This window comes from Dendronalium sp. ChiSLP03b, assembly GCF_034531165.2.
GTDB lineage: Bacteria > Cyanobacteriota > Cyanobacteriia > Cyanobacteriales > Nostocaceae > Dendronalium > Dendronalium minutum.
This window is the reverse complement of sequence record NZ_JAVRBR020000135.1, coordinates 1-18,892: the sequence shown is the minus strand read 5'-3', so window position 1 is coordinate 18,892 and position 18,892 is coordinate 1. Positions and strand designations below refer to the sequence as shown.

Below are 18,892 nucleotides of genomic sequence, written 5' to 3'. Positions count from 1 at the left end.
TTTAATGAGTTGCCAAAATGCCAAAAACTGAAAAATAGAAAAGACGGGTTGAATCCCGTCATAAGTATAACTAGTAAAAACATCTTGGTAATTTCTGCAATATATCAAAATTTTGTTTTGCAAGTTGCCAAAATGGCAAATAGTCAAAAATACAACAGATATTTCTATATATTTGCTTTAGATCAAAACTTGAAAATATATGTATTAAAAATAACTAGATGAGTAAAACTAAATTGCAAAAAGTAAAAGGGAAGAGAAAAACCCTTACCCTTTTACTTTTTCTTGATAAAACATTAAGTGTTTGAGTTTCATCGCACTAATTTACCTATTAGCGCGGGATTGGAAGTGAAATTCCTCTCAAAGCGCTGATGCTGTTGCTTTCAATCTAAAAATCTTCTCAATCACATCTTCTACTACCTTATCCGGTGTAGAAGCACCAGAAGTAATTCCTACAACAATTTCCCCTTCTGGCAACCAGTTTTCTGTAATTACCATATCTCCATTTAATTGCCGATGTTCAATAAAATTTCCTAACTTAATTCGCTCAACATTATTGATGTGATAAGAAGGAAGTCCACGTTCAATGGCAATTTGTTGTAATTGAGTAGTGTTTGATGAATTAAACCCACCAATTACGACGATTAAATCTAGATTTTTTTGCACCAACTCCAACATTGCATCTTGCCGTTCTTGAGTAGCATCACAGATGGTATTGAAGCTTTGGAAGTGCTGATTTAATTCAGTAGGGCCATACTTTTGCATCATAGTACGCTCAAAGAGCTTGCCAATTTGCTCTGTTTCGCCTTTGAGCATTGTAGTTTGGTTAGCAATACCAACTCTTTCTAAGTCTTTATCGGGGTCAAATCCTGGGGAACAAGCTTTAGCAAATTTCTGAATAAATTCGTCACGGTTCCCACCATTGAGAATGTAGTCAGCAACATATTCTGCTTCCCGCAAATTCAATACAATCAGATATTTGCCAGCAAAGGAACTAGTCGCAACAGTTTCTTCATGCTTATATTTACCGTGAATTATTGAAGTGTGATCGCCTTTTTTATGTTTCTCAACAGTATTCCAAACTTTAGATACCCAAGGGCAAGTGGTATCAACAATTTTGCAACCTTTATCGTTAAGTAACTGCATTTCTTGAACGCTGGCCCCAAAAGCAGGTAATATGACCACATCACCAGTGTCAACAATAGAAAAATCTTTGATACCTGCTTCAACAGGAATAAATTCTACTTTCATTTCTTGCATCCGCTGGTTCACATCAGGATTGTGAATGATCTCATTAGTCATCCAGATGCGTTCTTGGGGAAAGTGCTTGCGAGTTTCATAAGCCATGGCTACAGCACGTTCTACACCCCAGCAAAAGCCAAAAGCTTCTGCTAGGTGGATAGTGACATCACCTCGTTGCAAGGTGTAGTTGCGATCGCGAATTTCTTGAATCAAGTTACTCTGATATTCAGATTGCAACTGGGTGGCGACTTCTGCTTGGTGACCAAATCCCTTACGATTGTAATTTTCTGAATGCTGGAGTGTACGTTTAAAGGCTTTTGTATCCATTGTGCTATTTATTAATGTCTTTTCTTTCTGATTGTCTCGCGCCAAGACGCAATTTAGTTGGGTAGAGTGGAGGAAATTTCTTGGCAGACATGGGCACAGAGGTAGGAAAACTGCTCTTTGACGAACATAATACAGAGGCTAATTTACAGCAGACCCGATTCCATCAATTTTTCTGACTTTCCAATTCCATCTGACTATAAATCTGCAATGCGGTACGCCAAACAACATAACCAATGGGACTTAAGTGTAAGCCATCAGTAGAGAATTCGGGGCGCAGATTTCCTTGTTGGTTGGTAAATAAAGGATACAAATCAAGATATTTAACATCTTCTTTAGTAGCTATGTTTTGCAGTTGTTGATTTAACTGGCGAATCCGACTATTAGTAATAGCCAGGAGTTTGTCCCGTCCTTCCCATGTTGCTTCTTTGTCTCCGTGCGGCAAAATTGACTGGATAACGATTTGCGTTTTGGGATGCACCCTTCGCAGGTAACTTATAATTTGCCGTTGATTATCTAAAATGACCTCATCGCTTACCCCCCGGATCAAGTCATTGATGCCAATCATCACAAAAATTATTTGTGGTTGGGTGCGGTCAAATAAATCCAATCTTTTTAACAGTCCATAGCTAGTTTCGCCAGAAATTCCCTGATTGAGCCAGTATCTATCTTCAGGTAATAATTCAATGGGAAACCACAAACTTAGAGAATCACCCGCCATTATGCTTAAGCGCTGGGGACTTTTTTGGGCAGCTACATTAGCTTCTTTCTGGAGAATGTCTAGCCATTGCTGGTAATTGAGTTTATGACGGGGACCTAACTCTGGTGCAACAGCTTGGGATTGACTGCCATCAGATGGGGAAGGTGTAGTGCTAAAAAAAGCGGTCGATCGCTGCTGTTGCCAAATCAGCAGGATCACCGCCAACATGAGTATGCCGTTGGTTAACAGCGAGAAAAATGCCCAGACAGGAAAGGTTTTTATAGATGTGGACACGACTAGCGAATTTTACCAATGATTTGACTCAGATTCTAATTCGCCAGCGCCAAAAATTACAGTATCTTCCGAAATTACTCTGAAACCTTTATGCCATCGCCGAACTCGGAATTATAACCTTCTTCGCCATGTTCGTTGATATCCAAACCTTGGTATTCAGTTTCTTCCTTAACTCGCAGACCGACTGTAGCATCGATAACCTTCAAAATGATCCAAGTACCCACCGCAGCAATCGCATAGGCAATGATAATTGCTGCTAGTTCAACCCCCAGTTCGCCGAAATTACCGCGCAATACTCCATCTTTACCTGCCGAGTTGACTTCAACGGTGGCAAAAATTGCCGTCAAAATTGCACCCACTGTACCACCAACACCATGTACGGGAAAAGTATCTAAAGCATCGTCAACTTGCAGCTTGTGCTTGAAACTCACCGCATAAAAGCAAACAAAGGCCGTGATAAAACCAATTAAAATTGCTGATAGGGGTGTAACAAATCCAGCTGCTGGAGTAATACCCACCAAGCCAGCAACTGCTCCTGTCGCAGCTCCCACGGCGGTTGGTTTACCGCGTAAAGCTGCTTCTAAAATCAGCCACATTAAAGTAGCCGCAGCCGCAGAAGTATTGGTGGCAACAAAGGCTGTTGTGGCTAAGTTTGTTGCTAAGTTACCCGAAGTTCCACTAGCTACAGATAAAGCACTGCCAGCATTGAAACCAAACCAGCCAAACCAGAGTAAGCCAGCACCCAACAAAATAAACGGTACGTTGTGTGGAGGACTGAGGCGGTCAGGATGGGTTTTGCGGGGGCCGAGGACGATCGCTGCTACGAGGGCAGAAACGCCGGAGCTAATATGCACGACTGTACCCCCTGCAAAGTCAAGGGCACCCAAACCGCCGTACAAGCCTAAGAATCCACCTTTAGCCCAAACCATATGAGCTAGGGGAGCGTAAACAAATGTTGACCATAACAAGACAAACAAGCTATAGGCACGGAAGCTCATTCGCTCAGCGATCGCCCCAGAAATTAGAGCAGGGGTGATAATGGCAAACATGGCTTGATAAATCATGAATGCCTGGTGGGGAATCGTTGCTGCATAGGAAACAACTTCCGCTGGGTTTGACCCTTTGAGATAATCAGTTATCTCTAACCCGACACCATTCAAACCCAACCACTGCAATCCGCCAATGAAGGATAATCCGGGTGCAAAGGCAAGGCTATAGCCCCACAAAATCCAAGTAACTCCGACGATCGCCATGAGTACGAAGCTCATCAATATCGTATTCAGGACGTTGCGCGATCGCACAAATCCACCGTAAAAAAACGCCAATCCTGGTGTCATCAGCAGAACAAGTGCTGCTGAAATCAGCATAAATGCTATATCTCCTGTATCGGCAGCAGGCGGAGCCACAGGAGCCGGAGTTTGTGTTTGGGCCAAGGCGTTGCCCATTAGCGGCCCTCCCAGCAGCAATAGGGTAACAGCCCCAATCGTGATAACTTTCTTCAACACTTCTTTTTATTCCTTGTTCCTGAAGTTCAAAAAATATGTATACTTAAATACATTTCATTACTTTTTGCTACTCGTTTTTGTCTTGAATGTTACTTAAGTTTGGTTTTTCTCGAAAGGTTAACAAAAATATAATCTTCATTGCAGATACTTAAGTGTTAAGTAAGAGTGAAACATTGTAATTTTTGCATATTTTTTACAGGTAATAGCATTTTGTTTGAACGCTACATAATTTCTAGTGTTTCAGTTACCTACTGTTAAAAACGAAGACAGTGAAGAGAATTTCTAAGTCTTGCAAATTCTCTTTAGCGTTCTTAATATACTTGGATAAATATGTAATGACTTTTATTTCTGTCTCTCGCATAGATGTTTTACTGCCTTCCAACATTTGTAGTCACCTAAAATCAAAATTAGGTGCATCAGGGGTCACACCCCCTACGAAGTTACTAATAACATCATGATGGATTCAGGAACTCGAAACTAAATCTTCAGGGCTAAATTTCTTCTAGATCCAGAATCACCCCGACAGGACTGGTCAATTATATTCTGGGTGCAAACACGATCATAAAAACACTCACCAAGGCTAAACAAGCACCGATAAGGTCGTAGCTATCTGGAGTTACCCTGTCTACCTTCCAACTCCAAAGCATAGCCATTGCAATAAATACACCACCATAAGCTGCATAAACTCTGCCAAAATTTGCAGGTTGGAGAGTTGCGATCGCGCCATAGCAAGCTAAAGCAATCCCACCTAATATTCCCCACCAAACTGATTTACCTTGCCGCAACCACAACCACATCAAATAGCCACCTCCTATTTCAAATAAACCAGCCCATATAAAATAAAGCAGTGACTTAATCATCTAATTAATTTGTTAGTTTCACATAGGAAAAAATTACACGGCAATAGTAACTTATTAAAGCTAAAACACATCTGGCGTTGTATAATCACTCGTGATGCTCGTTGACAGTTAACAGCCAAAAAATTTGCTGATTTGTAATTTTGCATCAAAAAACCGCCACTTGTATGAACAACAAAAGTTGAAGAGGCGGATATTTATTAGCAAAAAAATCAAACTACTCAATATTGATCTGGTTTGATTCCGGCACTATGTCCTTCGGGAAACGCCACTGCACTAGCCTCTTTGAGGAATCCACTGTAGGCTTCCATACCGTGTTCGCCAATATCCAAACCTTCCAGTTCTTCTTCTCTAGAAACTCTGATACCTAAAGTTGCTTTCAGTACTAGCCAGAATATAGTGCTAAGGAGAACTGTCATACCGCCTACTGAGACAACACCAAGTAGCTGAACGCCAAATTGTCCTAGTCCACCACCTGCAAATAAACCCTTTGCTGGCCCTAGTCCTGCACCATACCAGGAATAAACACCAGGCCCGACAGCCCACAGACCAACAGCCAAAGTTCCCCAAATACCGCAAACTAGGTGAACTGAGGTAGCTCCCACTGGGTCATCAATGCCGAGTTTGTCAAAGAATGTCACAGCAAAAACTACTAAAACCCCAGCAATCAAGCCAATAATAAAAGAACTGCTAATGGTGACGTAAGCACAAGATGCTGTAATACCAACTAAGCCAGCCAAAATACCATTGATAATCATTGACAGGTCTGGCTTACCCAAATACAACCAAGCTGTAATTGTGGCGGCAATACCACCGACTGCCCCTGCCATATTGGTTGTTAAAGCAATGTGAGTAATCGCACTGGGATCGGCAGCCATTACAGAACCAGGGTTAAAACCAAACCAGCCCAACCACAGAATCAAGCAACCCAAGGTGGCAATACTCATGTTATGACCAGGCATGGCAACGAGTTGCTTGTCTTGATATTTACCAATGCGTGGCCCGAGAAATGCAGCTCCCATCAAAGCGGCCCAACCGCCAACTGAGTGAACTACCGTAGAACCTGCAAAATCCCAGAAACCCATGTCTGCTAGCCAACCAGTTCCCCAAATCCAGTGTCCGGTAATGGGGTAGGCAATACCTACGAGTAAGAGACTGAAAATTAGGAAGTCAACAAACTTGATTCGTTCTGCAACTGCACCAGAAACAATCGTGGCTGCTGTTCCAGCAAAAACCAGCTGGAATAAAAATTTAGCAGCTAGGGGTACACCAGCCCAACTAATAGCTTCAAAAACACCTTGATAATCTTTTGCTGTTGCAGGACTGTTATCTGCTCCTGATAGGAAAAACCCACTTAATCCAATAAAATCATTGCCATTGCCAAACATTAATCCAAAACCAATGGCCCAAAAGGCAACGGTGGCTAGAGCAAAGACAATCAAGTTTTTAGCAAGAACGTTGACAGCATTTTTTTGGCGACAGAAGCCGGTTTCTAACATACAAAAACCAGCGTTCATGAAAAATACCAAAAAGGCCGCGATCGCTACCCACAAGGTGTCAAGAGCAATTTTGAGTTCCGCTGTCGTTGGCCCTGTGGCAGGAGTTTGAGCAACTGCGACATAACCCCAACCCAAAACAATCAAACAAGCTAGTGGTAAGCAAGCTTGCCAACTGGGAGATAGTTGTTTAATTGCTCGAGTAAATATCTGGAATTTTGAGTTAAATTGTCTAGTTTTAGCGTAATTTCTTGCTGATAATCGCCTACTTTTTCCTGGCGATTTATGTTGATACATGAGTTTGGACATTGTTCTCTTAAGTATCCTTGATACTGAAAAAACAGGTTAAGCAAAAAAACGATCAATATTAAATCTTGTGGTTTTTGATATTTTTCATTTAAACCTCTTGTTTACAAGTCAGAAATTGCAATAACCTAAATAGGAGTTTAGGAAATAAAAGGTACATTTGTAAATATTTTTTAGGTTATTATTAAGACAATATTATGTATTTTTCGTAAGAGTCAAGTCCTCTTCACTTAATCTTTAATCATTTAAAAATCATCAGTTGAGAGAGTAACATTACGAAATTGTCAATATCATTTGACTGATAATTATAGTTCTTATTTTTACTCAGTAAACACTATTCAGCTCAAGGTTGACTGTTCTACTCATTCTCAAAAGTGCTAACCCCGGGAGTATTGGTATGATTTTCTTCTTCAATAAATTTCTCAACTGGATAAACATCAGGCCATACTGACGCACCGTGTTCGTATGCATCAATGCCAATACGATCTGCTTCAGGATTAACACGCAGATGCCCGATCGCTTTCAGTCCGCCGTACATTAAAAAGGCAAATGACACTGTGAAAACTGCGATCGCCACTACACCCAGAAGTTGTACGCCCAACAAATCAAAACCACCGCCTAAAAATAAGCCTGCTTTTTTATTCAAGGTGAGTTCTGCCTGACCTAACAAGCCGATAGAGAGAATACCCATCATGCCATTGATACCGTGGACGCTAAATGCCCCCACTGGGTCGTCAATGTGGAGTGACTCAAGCAAATCCACTCCTAGCACAACCAAAATTCCAGCTGTTAGTCCAATTAAAACAGCAGCCCAAGGAGCAACATAAGCGCAAGCAGCTGTAATTGCCACTAATCCGGCTAGCGAACCATTGAGACAATAAACCAAATCCCACTTACCTATGCGGATGTAACGGAAAATTATGGCTGACAGTGGCCCTGCACCTGCGGCAAGTGTAGTATTGATTGTCACCAAACCAATCAATCCAGTATTCACTGTGCCTAAAGTTGAACCAGGGTTGAACCCATACCAGCCAAACCACAAAATCATTGTTCCCAGAGTCGCCAACCCCAAATTGTGGGCTGGTGGAAGTGTTCCCCAAGCAGGGCGATCGGGACGGGGACCAAGTAAATAAGCACCAATCAGCGCTGTCCAACCACCAACTGTGTGGACAACGGAACCTCCAGCGAAATCATGGTAGCTTAATTTACTTAACCAGCCGTTATAGTTCCAAGCCCAGTGGACAATAATTGGGTAGGCGATCGCACCCACAATCGCACTGTAAATTAAGTCACCAATAAAGTCTGTTCTGCCAAGCATTGAACCAGTCGTGATGATACAGGCAGTAGCAGCAAAGGCAAATTGGAAAAAGAATAAGGTGTATGTATTGATGGCGGCTGTAGAACCAGGTGCGCCTAATGGGTAGCTACCATCAGCACTGGGTAGTTGGCTGAGAAAGAAGTTATCTATGCCAAAAAATCCGCCTGCACTTGTACCGAAAGCGATACCAAAGCCGATCGCCCACCATGCCAAAATAGTTACGGCAGCATTAATGAAGTTTTCCAACAAGGCGTTGACTACACTTCTTTGACGTATCAAACCTGCTTCTAACATGGCAAAGCTGGTTTGCATGAAGAATACTAAAAACCCAGAAAGCAGTACCCAAGTCGTATCAATTGAAACTTGCAGCTTCGTTGTAGTTTCTGATAAAGACTGAAGGGTTGGAGGAGCTGCCGCCTGTACAACTGTAGGTGCAAAAACTGCAAACACCATCGAACCTATCGCTATCGCTAGTAAGCGATGCCACGGTCGAGTACGCTGATTCATTGCTTGTTTTTTCCTGCCTAAAAGGCGGTAATTAATGTTGGTAATAGCCTTACCGACATAAATTAGTTAAATTTGCTAAACAAGGTTTTAGCCAAGAATTTGGCAATAATTATCTCATTATTTATGTCGGTTATTTATTTTTTCTCTCACTCAATCTTTTTTAATCTCAACGAACTTGATTGAGAGAAAATATATCAACGTTACCCACAATAATTATGAGATTACTTTTTGTTGCACCTCTAGTGAATCTACGTAACAAATGAATAAATTTTGATTGATTTTCTATTTAGTTAAACCAAAATTCTGTATCGTGGGATACATTTCTCAAGTTCATACTACATTCAGTAGCTACTAACACATTCAATAAAGCAACTGTATTCTCTACAGGATAAGTATTTCCCAATCTCAAGAGAGAACAGTCAAGAATGTTATTAATTTTATCTACAAAAAGTTAAGCAATTGTGAATTTAAAGTTGTTTTAAATATTGCTCGTAACCTAGTTGTTCTAGTTTTGCTTGCTTTGCCATTACTGATTCAGATAGGGCTTGGCGATATTGTTGCACTTTTTCTAGTAATTCTGGTTGTTGGGTTGCGAGAATTTGCACTGCCAACAGCCCTGCATTCTTAGCATTGCCTATGGCTACTGTTGCTACTGGGATACCTGCTGGCATCTGGACAATAGAATATAAGGAATCAACGCCTTGTAGGTTACGGGTGGGTACGGGAACACCAATAACTGGCAGTGGTGTAAGAGATGCTACCATGCCCGGAAGATGGGCAGCACCACCCGCACCGGCGATAATTACCTTGATACCGCGTTGGTGGGCTTGTTGAGCATACTGCACCATACGTTCTGGAGTACGATGGGCAGAAATGATCGCTACTTCATTCTCGATGCCAAATTCTTCACACACTGCGATCGCATCTTTCATGGTGGGCAAATCGGAATCGCTGCCCATAATAATACCGACAAGGGGAGTCATAGAATTTTGGATTTTAGATTTTGGATTTTGGATTTTAGATTTTGGATTTTGGATTAATCACCGATTGTTTGATGTAACTCTGAATTGGTTATTTTCCGGTTTAAGATTTCCGCCTGTATTGCCGCTGTTCAATTAGGAAGGGTAGAATCTTCTCCTGATTGCCTTCTGCCTCCTGCCTCCTGCCTTCTGCCTTCTTCAACTAAAATCGGGTGAGACTGATTTATTCTCTGGCCAATGTGATGACCAAAGCAACACAAAGTCCCATCGCTACGAATGTAGATATTATCAATGCGCGAGTACCTGGTTACAAAGATTTGCAAATGCTGTTGGTTCATGAGGGCATACTTAAGCAAATCTTACCGATGAGTACAGTATTTAAGCGAGTTTCAGCACCAGACTTACAAGTATTGGATGTGGCTGGTGACTGGATTTCTTTAGGTGGAGTTGATTTACAGATTAATGGTGCGTTGGGATTAGCATTTCCCGATTTAACAACCGCAGATTCTCAACTATTAGCGAAAATCTCGCAATTTTTATGGAATGTTGGGGTAGATGGATTTTTACCGACATTGGTGACAACTTCGGTAGATAATATTCAGCGATCGCTTGCTGTTATCGCTGATATTATCCCTAGTCAAAAAACAGGTGCCAAGATTCTCGGAGTACATTTAGAAGGCCCGTTTTTGAATTTCCAAAAGCGCGGCGCACACCCGGCAGAGTACTTATTTCCCTTAACAATTGACGAGTTAAAGCGGGTTTTGGGTGATTATGCCCATGTTGTAAAAGTCATCACCCTAGCGCCGGAGTTAGATCCTACAGGTGAAGTAATTCCATATTTGCGTTCTTTGGGCATCACCGTTAGTTTAGGACATTCTCAGGCAACAGCCACTCAAGCACAACGTGCTTTTGAACTCGGTGCAACGATGGTAACTCATGCTTTCAATGCCATGCCACTGTTACATCACCGCGAACCAGGATTATTAGGCGCAGCAATTACTCATCCTGATGTTATGTGTGGTTTTATTGCCGATGGGCAGCATGTTTCGCCTACGATGTTGCAAATCTTGCTTCGCGCTAGCTGTTATGAGAAAGGACTGTTCCTGGTTAGCGATGCCCTTGCACCTTTGGGGCTACCCGATGGCGTGTATCCTTGGGACAGTCGGCAAATAGAAGTTAAAAATGGTACTGCACGATTGCCTGATGGCACTTTATCGGGGACAACTTTACCCTTATTGGTGGGAGTGCAGAATTTAGTGAAGTGGGGGATTTGTGACGTAGAAAGCGCCATCTTACTTGCTACTGATGCACCCAGACAGGCAATTGGATTATCAGGAATTTCCCCAAATCAACCTGCCAATTTATTACGCTGGCATTGGGATGAAGCTACAAAAGAACTCACTTGGCAGCGATTGTTGAGCTAAATTTGCGTAAAGTTAGTTTACATCTATGTATGTAAATAAACTAAATAGACTTCATAAACCAATGGATATAGCTCTACTTGTTAAAATTCTCGCTCCCTGTCTGCCATTTTTGTTGAATGTAGGTAATAAAGCCGTAGAAGGGGCATCTCAAAAAGTAGGTGAAGATGTTTGGAATAAAGCTAAAGCTATTTGGGCTAAATTACATCCCAAAGTAGAAGCAAAGGAAGCAGCGAAAGAAGCAGCAACGGATGTAGCGCAAAAGCCAGAGGATGAAGATTTACAAGCAAGTTTGCGGGTGCAACTGAAAAAGATTTTGGATGCTGATACAGCACTTGCCGAGGAAATAGCTCACATTTTGCAAGCATCGGCTGACAAACCCGGAGACAATATTCAGATGAATGCTAATGCTTACGACCAAAGTACAGTCAAGCAAGTTGGGAAGATTGACGCAAACCAAGTGAGTTTTTAATTGAGTAGGGTTGGCAGAGTATTGCCCACCCTACAAATTTTGATGTTTTGAGTTCTGAAGACGAAATTCTGAGTTCCAAACACGAAGTTCCGAATTCCAAGCACAAAATTCCGAGTTCCGAACACCAAATTTCAAGTTCTGAACGCAAAGTTTCGAGTTTTGAAGACGAAATTTCAAGTTCCGAACACAAAGTTTCGAGTTCTAAGCACAAAATTCCAAGTTTTGAACGCGAAATTTCAAGTTCCAAACACCAAATTTTGAGTTCACAGCCACAATATCAAATATAATTTTGACCTGCTGTAAGCAATGGCTGAAGAATCCAACCCCAGCAACCCGAATAATATAGAAATGAACCTCACTGCCTACGATAAAAGTCAGGTGACTCAAATCGGGCAGATAAATGCAGCAGAAGTCAAGATTATTGTTGAGCGAATAGAACCAATACTAGAGCGATTGCAACAAATCCCCAAAGTAGAATCACCAGGGGTTCTCAAAGCTGGCAACTCTCCTAAACGTTTGGCTTACTGGCAGGGACGAAAAACAGAAATTGCCCAAATAAATCAATGGTTAACTGATAAAAATACTTTTTTAATTGGCATAGAAGGCATCGGTGGCATGGGTAAATCGATGCTGGCAGCTAAAATTTATGACGAAATAGAGGGTTTTCCTAAGCGATTTTGGGGTGATGTCAGTAATGGGGAAAGTTTTAGCGATTTAGCTAGGGAAGTGTTAACAGAATTTGGCTTTCCAGTTCCAGAACAAGAAGCGCAGTTAGTAGAAGCGTTGGTTAAGTGTTTGCGTTCTGGTCAATTTTTACTGATTATTGACAACCTGGAGAGTCTATTACAACCAGATAGACAGTGGGGAAGTTTATTCTACGGCGATTTTTTCAACGCTTGGGTAGAATCTGGCGGTAATAGTAAGGTGTTAGTCACTACCAGAGAAAGACCGGAATTAAAGGGCTTTGAGTGGCTACCTCTGAAAGGTTTGCAAGTAGAAGAAGGGGTAGCACTTTTAACTGCATTGGGCATTCGCGGGGATTTAGGGGAATTTGTCGAATTAGTAGATGGGCATCCCCTACTGTTGCGCTTGGTAGCAGATTTATTAAAAGAAGAATATCCCCAAGACCCGAATTTAATACGATTAGCAGATTTAGGTTTAGGGAATTTGCGGCAGTTGTTAACAGATTCTCAAGTGGTAGGTGTGCATCGCCGGGAAAATGTGGGGATGGTTTTGGTGTTGAATGCCAGTTTTAATAGATTGAATGAGTTACAAAAAGCTCTATTGCTCAATATCAGCGTTTATCGTGGAGTCGTTGACAGTGCAGCGACAGTAGCGGTGTTGCCAGGAAGTTCAAAACCAGAGATTGAGAGAGAATTGAGGAATCTGGTTAAGCGTTCTTTGTTGGTAGAAAAACTCAACGGTAAGCAGCGGTTTGAGTTTCAGCCAGTGGTGTTGGAATATGTACGGTATAAAGCTGGCGATCGGGCTGAGGCACATCAACGAGCAATTTATTACTATCTTTTGAATGTTAAACCAAAACCCTGGCAGATTAAAGAAGATATCAAGGAACATCTAGAAGTTTTTTATCACTGGTATCAACTAGAAAAATATGATGCAGCATTCGAGATATTAAGAACCTACTATGTTTTTTTGAAGTTGCGGGGCTACTATACAGAGCAAGTGAATTTATGTAGACAGTTAATAGAAGTATGGAAAAAAGATATTAACAGAGACAACAAGAAGTATTCAACTGCTCTCAATTATTTAGGTATTGCTTACCGCTTTCTAGGAAACTACCAGCAGTCGATAGAGTTTCACCAGCAGCATTTACAAATCGCTAGAGAAATAGGCGAGCGTAATGAAGAAGGAGCTGCCTTGGGCAATTTGGGTAATGCTTACCACGCCTTGGGGCAGTTTCATCTGGCGATAGAGTTTTACCAGCAGCATTTACAAATCACTAGAGAGACAGGCGAGCGCAATGGGGAAAGTATTGCTCTAGGCAATTTAGGCAATGCTTACCACGCCTTGGGGCAGTTTCAGAAAGCAGTTGAACTATACCAGCAGCATTTACAAATTGCCAGGGAGATAGGCGATCGCAATGGACAGGGCAGTTCTCTAAACAATTTGGGTAATGCTTACAGATCCCTAGGGCAGTTTCATTTAGCAATAGATTTTCTCCAACAGTCTTTGAAAATTGCTAGGGAGATAGGCAATCGCAATGGGGAGGGCAATTCCTTAGCAGGTTTAGGCCTTGCTTACCGATACCAGGGTCAGTTTCATTTAGCAATAGAGTGTCATCAGCAGCATTTGCAAATTGCTAAGGAGATAGGCGATCGTAATGGTCAGGGCATTGCCTTAAGCAATTTAGGCAATGATTACCAAGCTTTGGGGCAGTTTCATCTAGCAATAGAGTTTCACCAGCAGCATTTACAAATTGCCAAGGAGATAGGCGCTCATAGTGGAGAGGGCAATGCCCTAGGTAATTTGGGTAATGCTTACCAAGCCTTGGGACAGTTTCATCTGGCAATAGAGTTTCATCAGCAGCATTTGCAAATCGCTAGGGAGCTAGGCGATCGCAGTGGGGAGGGCATTGCTCTAGGCAATTTAGGTGCTGCTTTACACTCTCAGGGAGAATTTTATCTGGCGATAGAGTTTTATCAGGAATCCTTAACACTGGCTATAAAGATAGGCGATGCATATGGCGAAGCTAACGCATGGCTCAATTTGGGTGGAGCATTACAAAACGTCAATCGAAAATCAGACGCGCTGGGTGCTTATCGCAATGCCCGCGAACTGTTTCAGGCAATAGGAATTGATACTAACGTACAACTTTGCAACAATGCAATTGAGCGTCTTTCTCAACCACAAACGCCTGTAGTTTCCCATCGTGGGTTCTGGGGTTGGTTGCGTCGGTTGTGGCGTTGGGTACACGCTTGGGTTAAACGGTAAACTATAATTCGCTATCTTATGAAAACGCAAATAATCAGCTATTTTTCAACTATATGCTGCAAAAATATCTACTAAAATCATTGGTTAGTCTTTTCACTATGGGATGGTTTATGCAAACCATTGCTGTTTATTCCCAACCTTTAACCTATAATTACAACTATGCAAGCTTATCTCAGCAAAGCTTACTAATAATAAGCCAATTTAGGCCAGGGGATACTTGTGAAGCCAACGACAACTTAAGTTTGTTTGCTGATACTTTTATTAGTGTGTGCCGAAAAGCATCGATTAGGCGAGAGTTTCCTAGTGAGTTTCTCAACTCTTATTTAGAAGACATTAAGAAAAACAAATCTGCTAGTGGGAAAAAAGCTTGGAAATTATTGAATGATAATAGATTCAAAAAGTAGCTGTGGAGAACATGGGATGAAAAGTGAAAGTGCAAATAAAACAGAATCTTTCTACATTGCTATCATTCTCTATAAATCATCCTCAGATAAACCTGATTATCAACCTTTGTACCAAGAAAGCTTTGTTCTGATTAAAGCTACTTCTTTAGAGTCAGCAAAAGACAAAGCTTGGAATCACGGTAAAAATGAAAGCGTCAGCTATACAAATGAAAATGGAGAAACTATTACTTGGTCTTTGCAACAAGTGGTAGACGTGAATTCAGTTTTGTATGATGACTTTGATTCATCTGAAGATGGTGTTGATTTATATGCTCGACATTTTCGGAATTATAAGGCTTACCACTCGTTTGAGCCATTATTGTCTAGAGAGCAATTTGCAGAATAGTTATAAAATCACGCGATCGCTTCACCTATGTTAAAAGCGCTTTACATCTTTGCATGAGACTCCATCCTGAAAAATCTGTCCAAGCGATCGCTAAATAGACTGACCCAAAAGCGATCGCAATTTACCAGAGCTATTCTACTTGCGTTTACTCCCGTATCAAGAGTTAGGCTCGCCCAACAGCACAATTGAACATTTCAATTCTTGAATTAACTGCGTTGTCACTTGGCTAACAGCTAGTCCACCAGCTGTGCGATAACGCACAGAACGTAACACTGCTAAATCAAATGCTTGAGATTCCCGAAGTATGACTCTAGAAATATCATCATCCCTAATTGTTTGAATGTTTGTATTTACTTGTAACTGAGTTTTAGCAGCGATATCAGACCATTGAGATGTAAATCTTTCTACCAAAGTTTGGGGTGTTTTGCGATCGCTCACGTGTAACAACACCACCTCAGCCTGATTAACATCAGCCAAAATTTGAGCGAACCGCACAGCACCTACAGTTTGTCGCGTCAAGTCTCCAACTGGTACAAGAATCCTTTGAATGGTTGTAGGACTACTCAAAAGACGTGTGACTGCTACCTGACAATGAGAAGACCAAAAAACACTGTCAATTACACTACCAAATAAGCGGGCACGCAAGCCTGTTGTCCGCGACCAACCCATCACCACTAAACTAGCGTTTTGTTCTCGACTGGTGCGGCTAATTCCTAAAGCTGCATCATCATCAATCCGAATCGCAGGTGACACCTCTACATCAAATTCTTGACTGATTTCTCTAGCTAAATTCAATCTTTGTTTACTTAGATCTAGTGCTATTACTAATTGCGGATCGTCCATATGGATATGGGCTTTGGTTATAGCTAATGGCACAATCCGTCCAGATTCATGACGAGCTAAAAGTGCTGCCATTTCTATCAAATAGCGCTGGGTTTGAGGATTGTATATCGGCACTATTACAGTGAATGGTTCATCATTTTTCTCTGCCAACTGTTCCTCAGAATTTCCCCACCAAGTTGTTAGTTTATCTGTTTCAAAATCTGTAGGAGAAAGCTGTAACGAAGTAGCAAATCTAGCTGTGATTATCGGGCCGAGAATTGCAGTAACCAGCATCAAAACAATTACACTATTTAAAACACCTTCATTAATTAACCGTTCACCAGCAGGATTTACGGTTTGATAGGCAACCAAAGTTGCTGCTAATGTAGCTGCTACCTGTGGCAGTGACAATGACCACATTGTGAGCAATTCTGCTGTATTGTAACGGTATAAGAGTTTTGCTAAGAAGGCTGCTATAAATTTGCTGCCAATCAAAGCCACTACAATTACCACAGTCAGCCAAATTGAACTCAGGGTTTTAAGAAATGCAGGGATATCAATCAACAATCCCATGTCTACAAAGAAACAAGGGATAAACAAAACACTACCAATAAACTCAATTTTTTCTTTAACTGGACTGCGTCCTAAAACGTCGTTGACTGCTAAACCCGCTAAAAACGCACCAACAATTTTTTCGACTCCAATTACCTGCGCTCCGACAGATGCTAAAAATAATGCTAGTAAGATAAACAAAAACTGATTACTTTGTTCATCTCCAGAACGGCGAAAGAACTCTTTTCCGGCCCAGTCAAAGCCAAACAAGACTATAGCTGAGTAAATTGCTAGTCCACCCAATAAAGTTGCTAAACTCAGAGCTGAGAATTCTCCTCCGTGGATGCCAACACAAATTGCTAGCACTAGCAAAGCACCTGTGTCAGTAAAAATTGTTGCCCCAATAGTGACGGTTACAGCTTCATTCGTAACAACTCCCAGCCGACTTACAATTGGATATGCCAATAAAGTATGGGAGGCAAGTAAAGAACCAATGAGAACAGAAGCATTCCAACTAAAATTGAATAAACGCCCTGTAATAATACCAGCAATTAATGGTACTAAAAATGTCAAACTACCAAATCCAATTGAGCGATTTTTAGTTTTACGAAACTGCTCTAAGTCTATTTCTAAACCTGCTACGAACATCAAATAAATCTTGCCAATATCCGAGAGCAACTTGATAGTTTCAGACTCTGAATCTAACAGTTTTAACCCATTTTGTCCTAGTACTACACCTGCTACCAGTAAACCCACTAATCCAGGAAGTCGTAGTTTTTCAAATATTGGAGGTACAGTAAAGATTACTGTCAGGAGAATTGTAAATGCAATAATAGGACTGTCTACTAGCGAGTTAAGTGCCATGTTTAATGAATAACGCTAAATGGAAAAACTAATCATTTGCAAATGGTTTTTTTCAACAAAGGCAAGAAATTAACAAAACTTAAACTTTGAACAGCATAAATGTTGCGATCGCATCCCTGATTCTATCTTGAGAAGGTGTTTTTAAATCTTAGGTCAGAAATAATAATAGATTTTTCAGCAACTAAATTTATCACTGTCTAAATAGTAATATATATTATTTACAAATGATAGTTATTTCAACTATAGGACAATTACAATTTTGGTTAAAACCCAATCAAAATATACATAGTAAGGGTTAAATCGAAAATAGCGATCCTAATTCGTAGATTTAAAAAACTAATTTGTCAATCTACATTTGGTTCCAGACTGGAAACTTATGTTAAAATAGGGAACCGTAGTTTTGCTAAGTTCAAATCACCAGCATCGGTACGCAAGTATCTTCGTATATGCGTAAGATATTAATATAGAAAAATTTGGAAGAGGGTTCTTAACGGTTGCTATTGGTGATAATTTTAAGCATTGGGAACCCTTAAAATCGAAGTTTATGAACGCAGCCGACGATAAAACGATTGTTCGTGAGTATTTCAATTCCACAGGGTTTGACCGCTGGAGGCGGATTTACGGCGATGGCGAAGTCAACAAAGTCCAGCTAGACATCCGCAATGGACACCAGAAAACTGTGGATACTGTCATCGGCTGGCTGAAAGCAGATAACAATTTACCAGAGTTATCAATCTGCGATGCTGGATGTGGTGTGGGTAGTCTCAGCATTCCCCTAGCCGCAGATGGTGCCAAGGTCTATGCTAGTGATATTTCTGAAAAAATGGTGTCAGAAGGCAAGAATAGAGCATTACAAACTTTGGGAAATGCCGACAACCCAACTTTTGCTGTCCAAGATTTGGAATCATTGAGTGGTAGTTACCACACGGTTATTTGTTTGGATGTTCTCATCCACTACCCTCAAGAAAAAGCCGATGAAATGATTTCTCACCTCTGTTCTTTAGCACAGTCAAGGATAATTCTCAGTTTTGCGCCCAAGACCTGCGCTTTGAGTATACTCAAGAAAATTGGTAGTTTCTTTCCGGGAGCGAGTAAAACAACTCGTGCTTATCTGCACCGGGAAGCTGATGTGGTGAAAATTCTAGAAAGTAATGGCTTTTCAGTACAACGAGAGTCTATGAATAAGACGCGATTCTATTTCTCCCGCTTATTGGAAGCTACACGTAAGTAGGGTTAAAATTGCGGCAAGATACTTAAATATCCTCTGCCGCGATTATGAAAATTATTACAAAATTTGCTGCCAGTTTCCTCTGTCTTTGGGATTTTTATTTTTAATGATTAGCTTCAACACGTTATCTCCTAAGAAACACATTCCGTAGCGTTGGAAATAGGGATGAGTTCTAAGCCAAAAGCCTGGGCTTTTTTCTTCAAGTTGTTCAACGTGCGCTCTCGGTACTTTTGCTCGTAGGCATCAAGACCAGGGTCAGTATAGAC

Annotated in this window: 14 protein-coding genes; 6 read left to right on the top strand and 8 right to left on the bottom strand. The window is 41.1% G+C overall.

From position 1 onward, the window contains the following. Positions 1 to 357: 357 nt before the first annotated feature. The 7 genes from RMY31_RS31225 to purE form a co-directional block, all read right to left on the bottom strand. A complete protein-coding gene (locus RMY31_RS31225; protein ID WP_322664948.1) occupies positions 358 to 1,566 on the bottom strand; it encodes a 4-hydroxy-3-methylbut-2-enyl diphosphate reductase in 1,209 nt (402 codons plus the stop codon). A gap of 163 nt (positions 1,567 to 1,729) precedes the next feature. Beyond that, on the bottom strand, positions 1,730 to 2,557 hold the full coding sequence (locus RMY31_RS31220; protein WP_322664946.1) for an SGNH/GDSL hydrolase family protein: 828 nt from the start codon (positions 2,555 to 2,557) through the stop codon (positions 1,730 to 1,732). A 74-nt stretch (positions 2,558 to 2,631) separates the two neighbouring features. After that, on the bottom strand, positions 2,632 to 4,002 hold the full coding sequence (locus tag RMY31_RS31215) for an ammonium transporter (protein ID WP_409878957.1): 1,371 nt from the start codon (positions 4,000 to 4,002) through the stop codon (positions 2,632 to 2,634). A 596-nt stretch (positions 4,003 to 4,598) separates the two neighbouring features. Next, entirely contained in the window at positions 4,599 to 4,922 is a 324-nt protein-coding gene (locus RMY31_RS31210; protein ID WP_322664942.1) for a YnfA family protein, read from the bottom strand. Positions 4,923 to 5,140: 218 nt separating this feature from the next. Further along, positions 5,141 to 6,712 carry an ammonium transporter gene (locus RMY31_RS31205; RefSeq protein ID WP_322664974.1) on the bottom strand — a complete coding sequence of 524 codons (1,572 nt, stop codon included), beginning with the start codon at positions 6,710 to 6,712 and terminating at the stop codon, positions 5,141 to 5,143. Positions 6,713 to 7,079: 367 nt separating this feature from the next. Then, a complete protein-coding gene (locus RMY31_RS31200) occupies positions 7,080 to 8,546 on the bottom strand; it encodes an ammonium transporter (protein ID WP_322664940.1) in 1,467 nt (488 codons plus the stop codon). A 467-nt stretch (positions 8,547 to 9,013) separates the two neighbouring features. After that, a complete protein-coding gene (gene purE, locus RMY31_RS31195) occupies positions 9,014 to 9,529 on the bottom strand; it encodes a 5-(carboxyamino)imidazole ribonucleotide mutase (protein WP_322664938.1) in 516 nt (171 codons plus the stop codon). Positions 9,530 to 9,768: 239 nt separating this feature from the next. On the opposite strand from purE, the gene nagA reads away from it, so the two are divergent. The 5 genes from nagA (at position 9,769) to RMY31_RS31170 (ending at position 15,160) form a co-directional block, all read left to right on the top strand. Further along, positions 9,769 to 10,950 carry an N-acetylglucosamine-6-phosphate deacetylase gene (nagA, locus tag RMY31_RS31190; protein ID WP_322664936.1) on the top strand — a complete coding sequence of 394 codons (1,182 nt, stop codon included), beginning with the start codon at positions 9,769 to 9,771 and terminating at the stop codon, positions 10,948 to 10,950. Between the two features lie 61 nt (positions 10,951 to 11,011). Beyond that, on the top strand, positions 11,012 to 11,419 hold the full coding sequence (locus tag RMY31_RS31185; protein ID WP_322664934.1) for a hypothetical protein: 408 nt from the start codon (positions 11,012 to 11,014) through the stop codon (positions 11,417 to 11,419). 306 nt (positions 11,420 to 11,725) lie between these two features. After that, the gene (locus RMY31_RS31180; protein ID WP_322664932.1) at positions 11,726 to 14,371 is read left to right on the top strand and encodes a tetratricopeptide repeat protein; all 2,646 of its coding nucleotides are present in this window, start codon (positions 11,726 to 11,728) and stop codon (positions 14,369 to 14,371) included. A 110-nt stretch (positions 14,372 to 14,481) separates the two neighbouring features. Next, entirely contained in the window at positions 14,482 to 14,775 is a 294-nt protein-coding gene (locus RMY31_RS31175) for a hypothetical protein (protein WP_322664930.1), read from the top strand. Further along, the gene (locus RMY31_RS31170) at positions 14,753 to 15,160 is read left to right on the top strand and encodes a DUF4288 domain-containing protein (RefSeq protein WP_409878948.1); all 408 of its coding nucleotides are present in this window, start codon (positions 14,753 to 14,755) and stop codon (positions 15,158 to 15,160) included. Before RMY31_RS31175 ends, RMY31_RS31170 begins: the two co-directional genes overlap by 23 nt. Before the next feature lie 156 nt (positions 15,161 to 15,316). On the opposite strand, the gene RMY31_RS31165 is transcribed toward RMY31_RS31170, so the two are convergent. Beyond that, the gene (locus RMY31_RS31165; RefSeq protein ID WP_322664926.1) at positions 15,317 to 17,398 is read right to left on the bottom strand and encodes a cation:proton antiporter; all 2,082 of its coding nucleotides are present in this window, start codon (positions 17,396 to 17,398) and stop codon (positions 15,317 to 15,319) included. 544 nt (positions 17,399 to 17,942) lie between these two features. Between RMY31_RS31165 and bchM the strand changes: the two genes are divergently transcribed. Continuing rightward, the gene (bchM, locus tag RMY31_RS31160) at positions 17,943 to 18,629 is read left to right on the top strand and encodes a magnesium protoporphyrin IX methyltransferase (RefSeq protein ID WP_322664924.1); all 687 of its coding nucleotides are present in this window, start codon (positions 17,943 to 17,945) and stop codon (positions 18,627 to 18,629) included. The last annotated feature ends 263 nt before the right edge of the window (positions 18,630 to 18,892 follow it).

Excerpts from the sequence above, each read along its gene's own strand:
- RMY31_RS31225 (WP_322664948.1), bottom strand. The coding sequence starts at position 1,566 with ATGGATACAAAAGCCTTTAAACGTACACTCCAGCATTCAGAAAATTAC.
- RMY31_RS31215 (WP_409878957.1), bottom strand. The coding sequence starts at position 4,002 with ATGGGCAACGCCTTGGCCCAAACACAAACTCCGGCTCCTGTGGCTCCG.
- RMY31_RS31210 (WP_322664942.1), bottom strand. The coding sequence starts at position 4,922 with ATGATTAAGTCACTGCTTTATTTTATATGGGCTGGTTTATTTGAAATA.
- RMY31_RS31205 (WP_322664974.1), bottom strand. The coding sequence starts at position 6,712 with ATGTATCAACATAAATCGCCAGGAAAAAGTAGGCGATTATCAGCAAGA.
- RMY31_RS31200 (WP_322664940.1), bottom strand. The coding sequence starts at position 8,546 with ATGAATCAGCGTACTCGACCGTGGCATCGCTTACTAGCGATAGCGATA.
- purE (WP_322664938.1), bottom strand. The coding sequence starts at position 9,529 with ATGACTCCCCTTGTCGGTATTATTATGGGCAGCGATTCCGATTTGCCC.
- nagA (WP_322664936.1), top strand. The coding sequence starts at position 9,769 with ATGACCAAAGCAACACAAAGTCCCATCGCTACGAATGTAGATATTATC.
- RMY31_RS31185 (WP_322664934.1), top strand. The coding sequence starts at position 11,012 with ATGGATATAGCTCTACTTGTTAAAATTCTCGCTCCCTGTCTGCCATTT.
- RMY31_RS31180 (WP_322664932.1), top strand. The coding sequence starts at position 11,726 with ATGGCTGAAGAATCCAACCCCAGCAACCCGAATAATATAGAAATGAAC.
- RMY31_RS31175 (WP_322664930.1), top strand. The coding sequence starts at position 14,482 with ATGCAAACCATTGCTGTTTATTCCCAACCTTTAACCTATAATTACAAC.
- RMY31_RS31170 (WP_409878948.1), top strand. The coding sequence starts at position 14,753 with ATGATAATAGATTCAAAAAGTAGCTGTGGAGAACATGGGATGAAAAGT.
- RMY31_RS31165 (WP_322664926.1), bottom strand. The coding sequence starts at position 17,398 with ATGGCACTTAACTCGCTAGTAGACAGTCCTATTATTGCATTTACAATT.
- bchM (WP_322664924.1), top strand. The coding sequence starts at position 17,943 with ATGAACGCAGCCGACGATAAAACGATTGTTCGTGAGTATTTCAATTCC.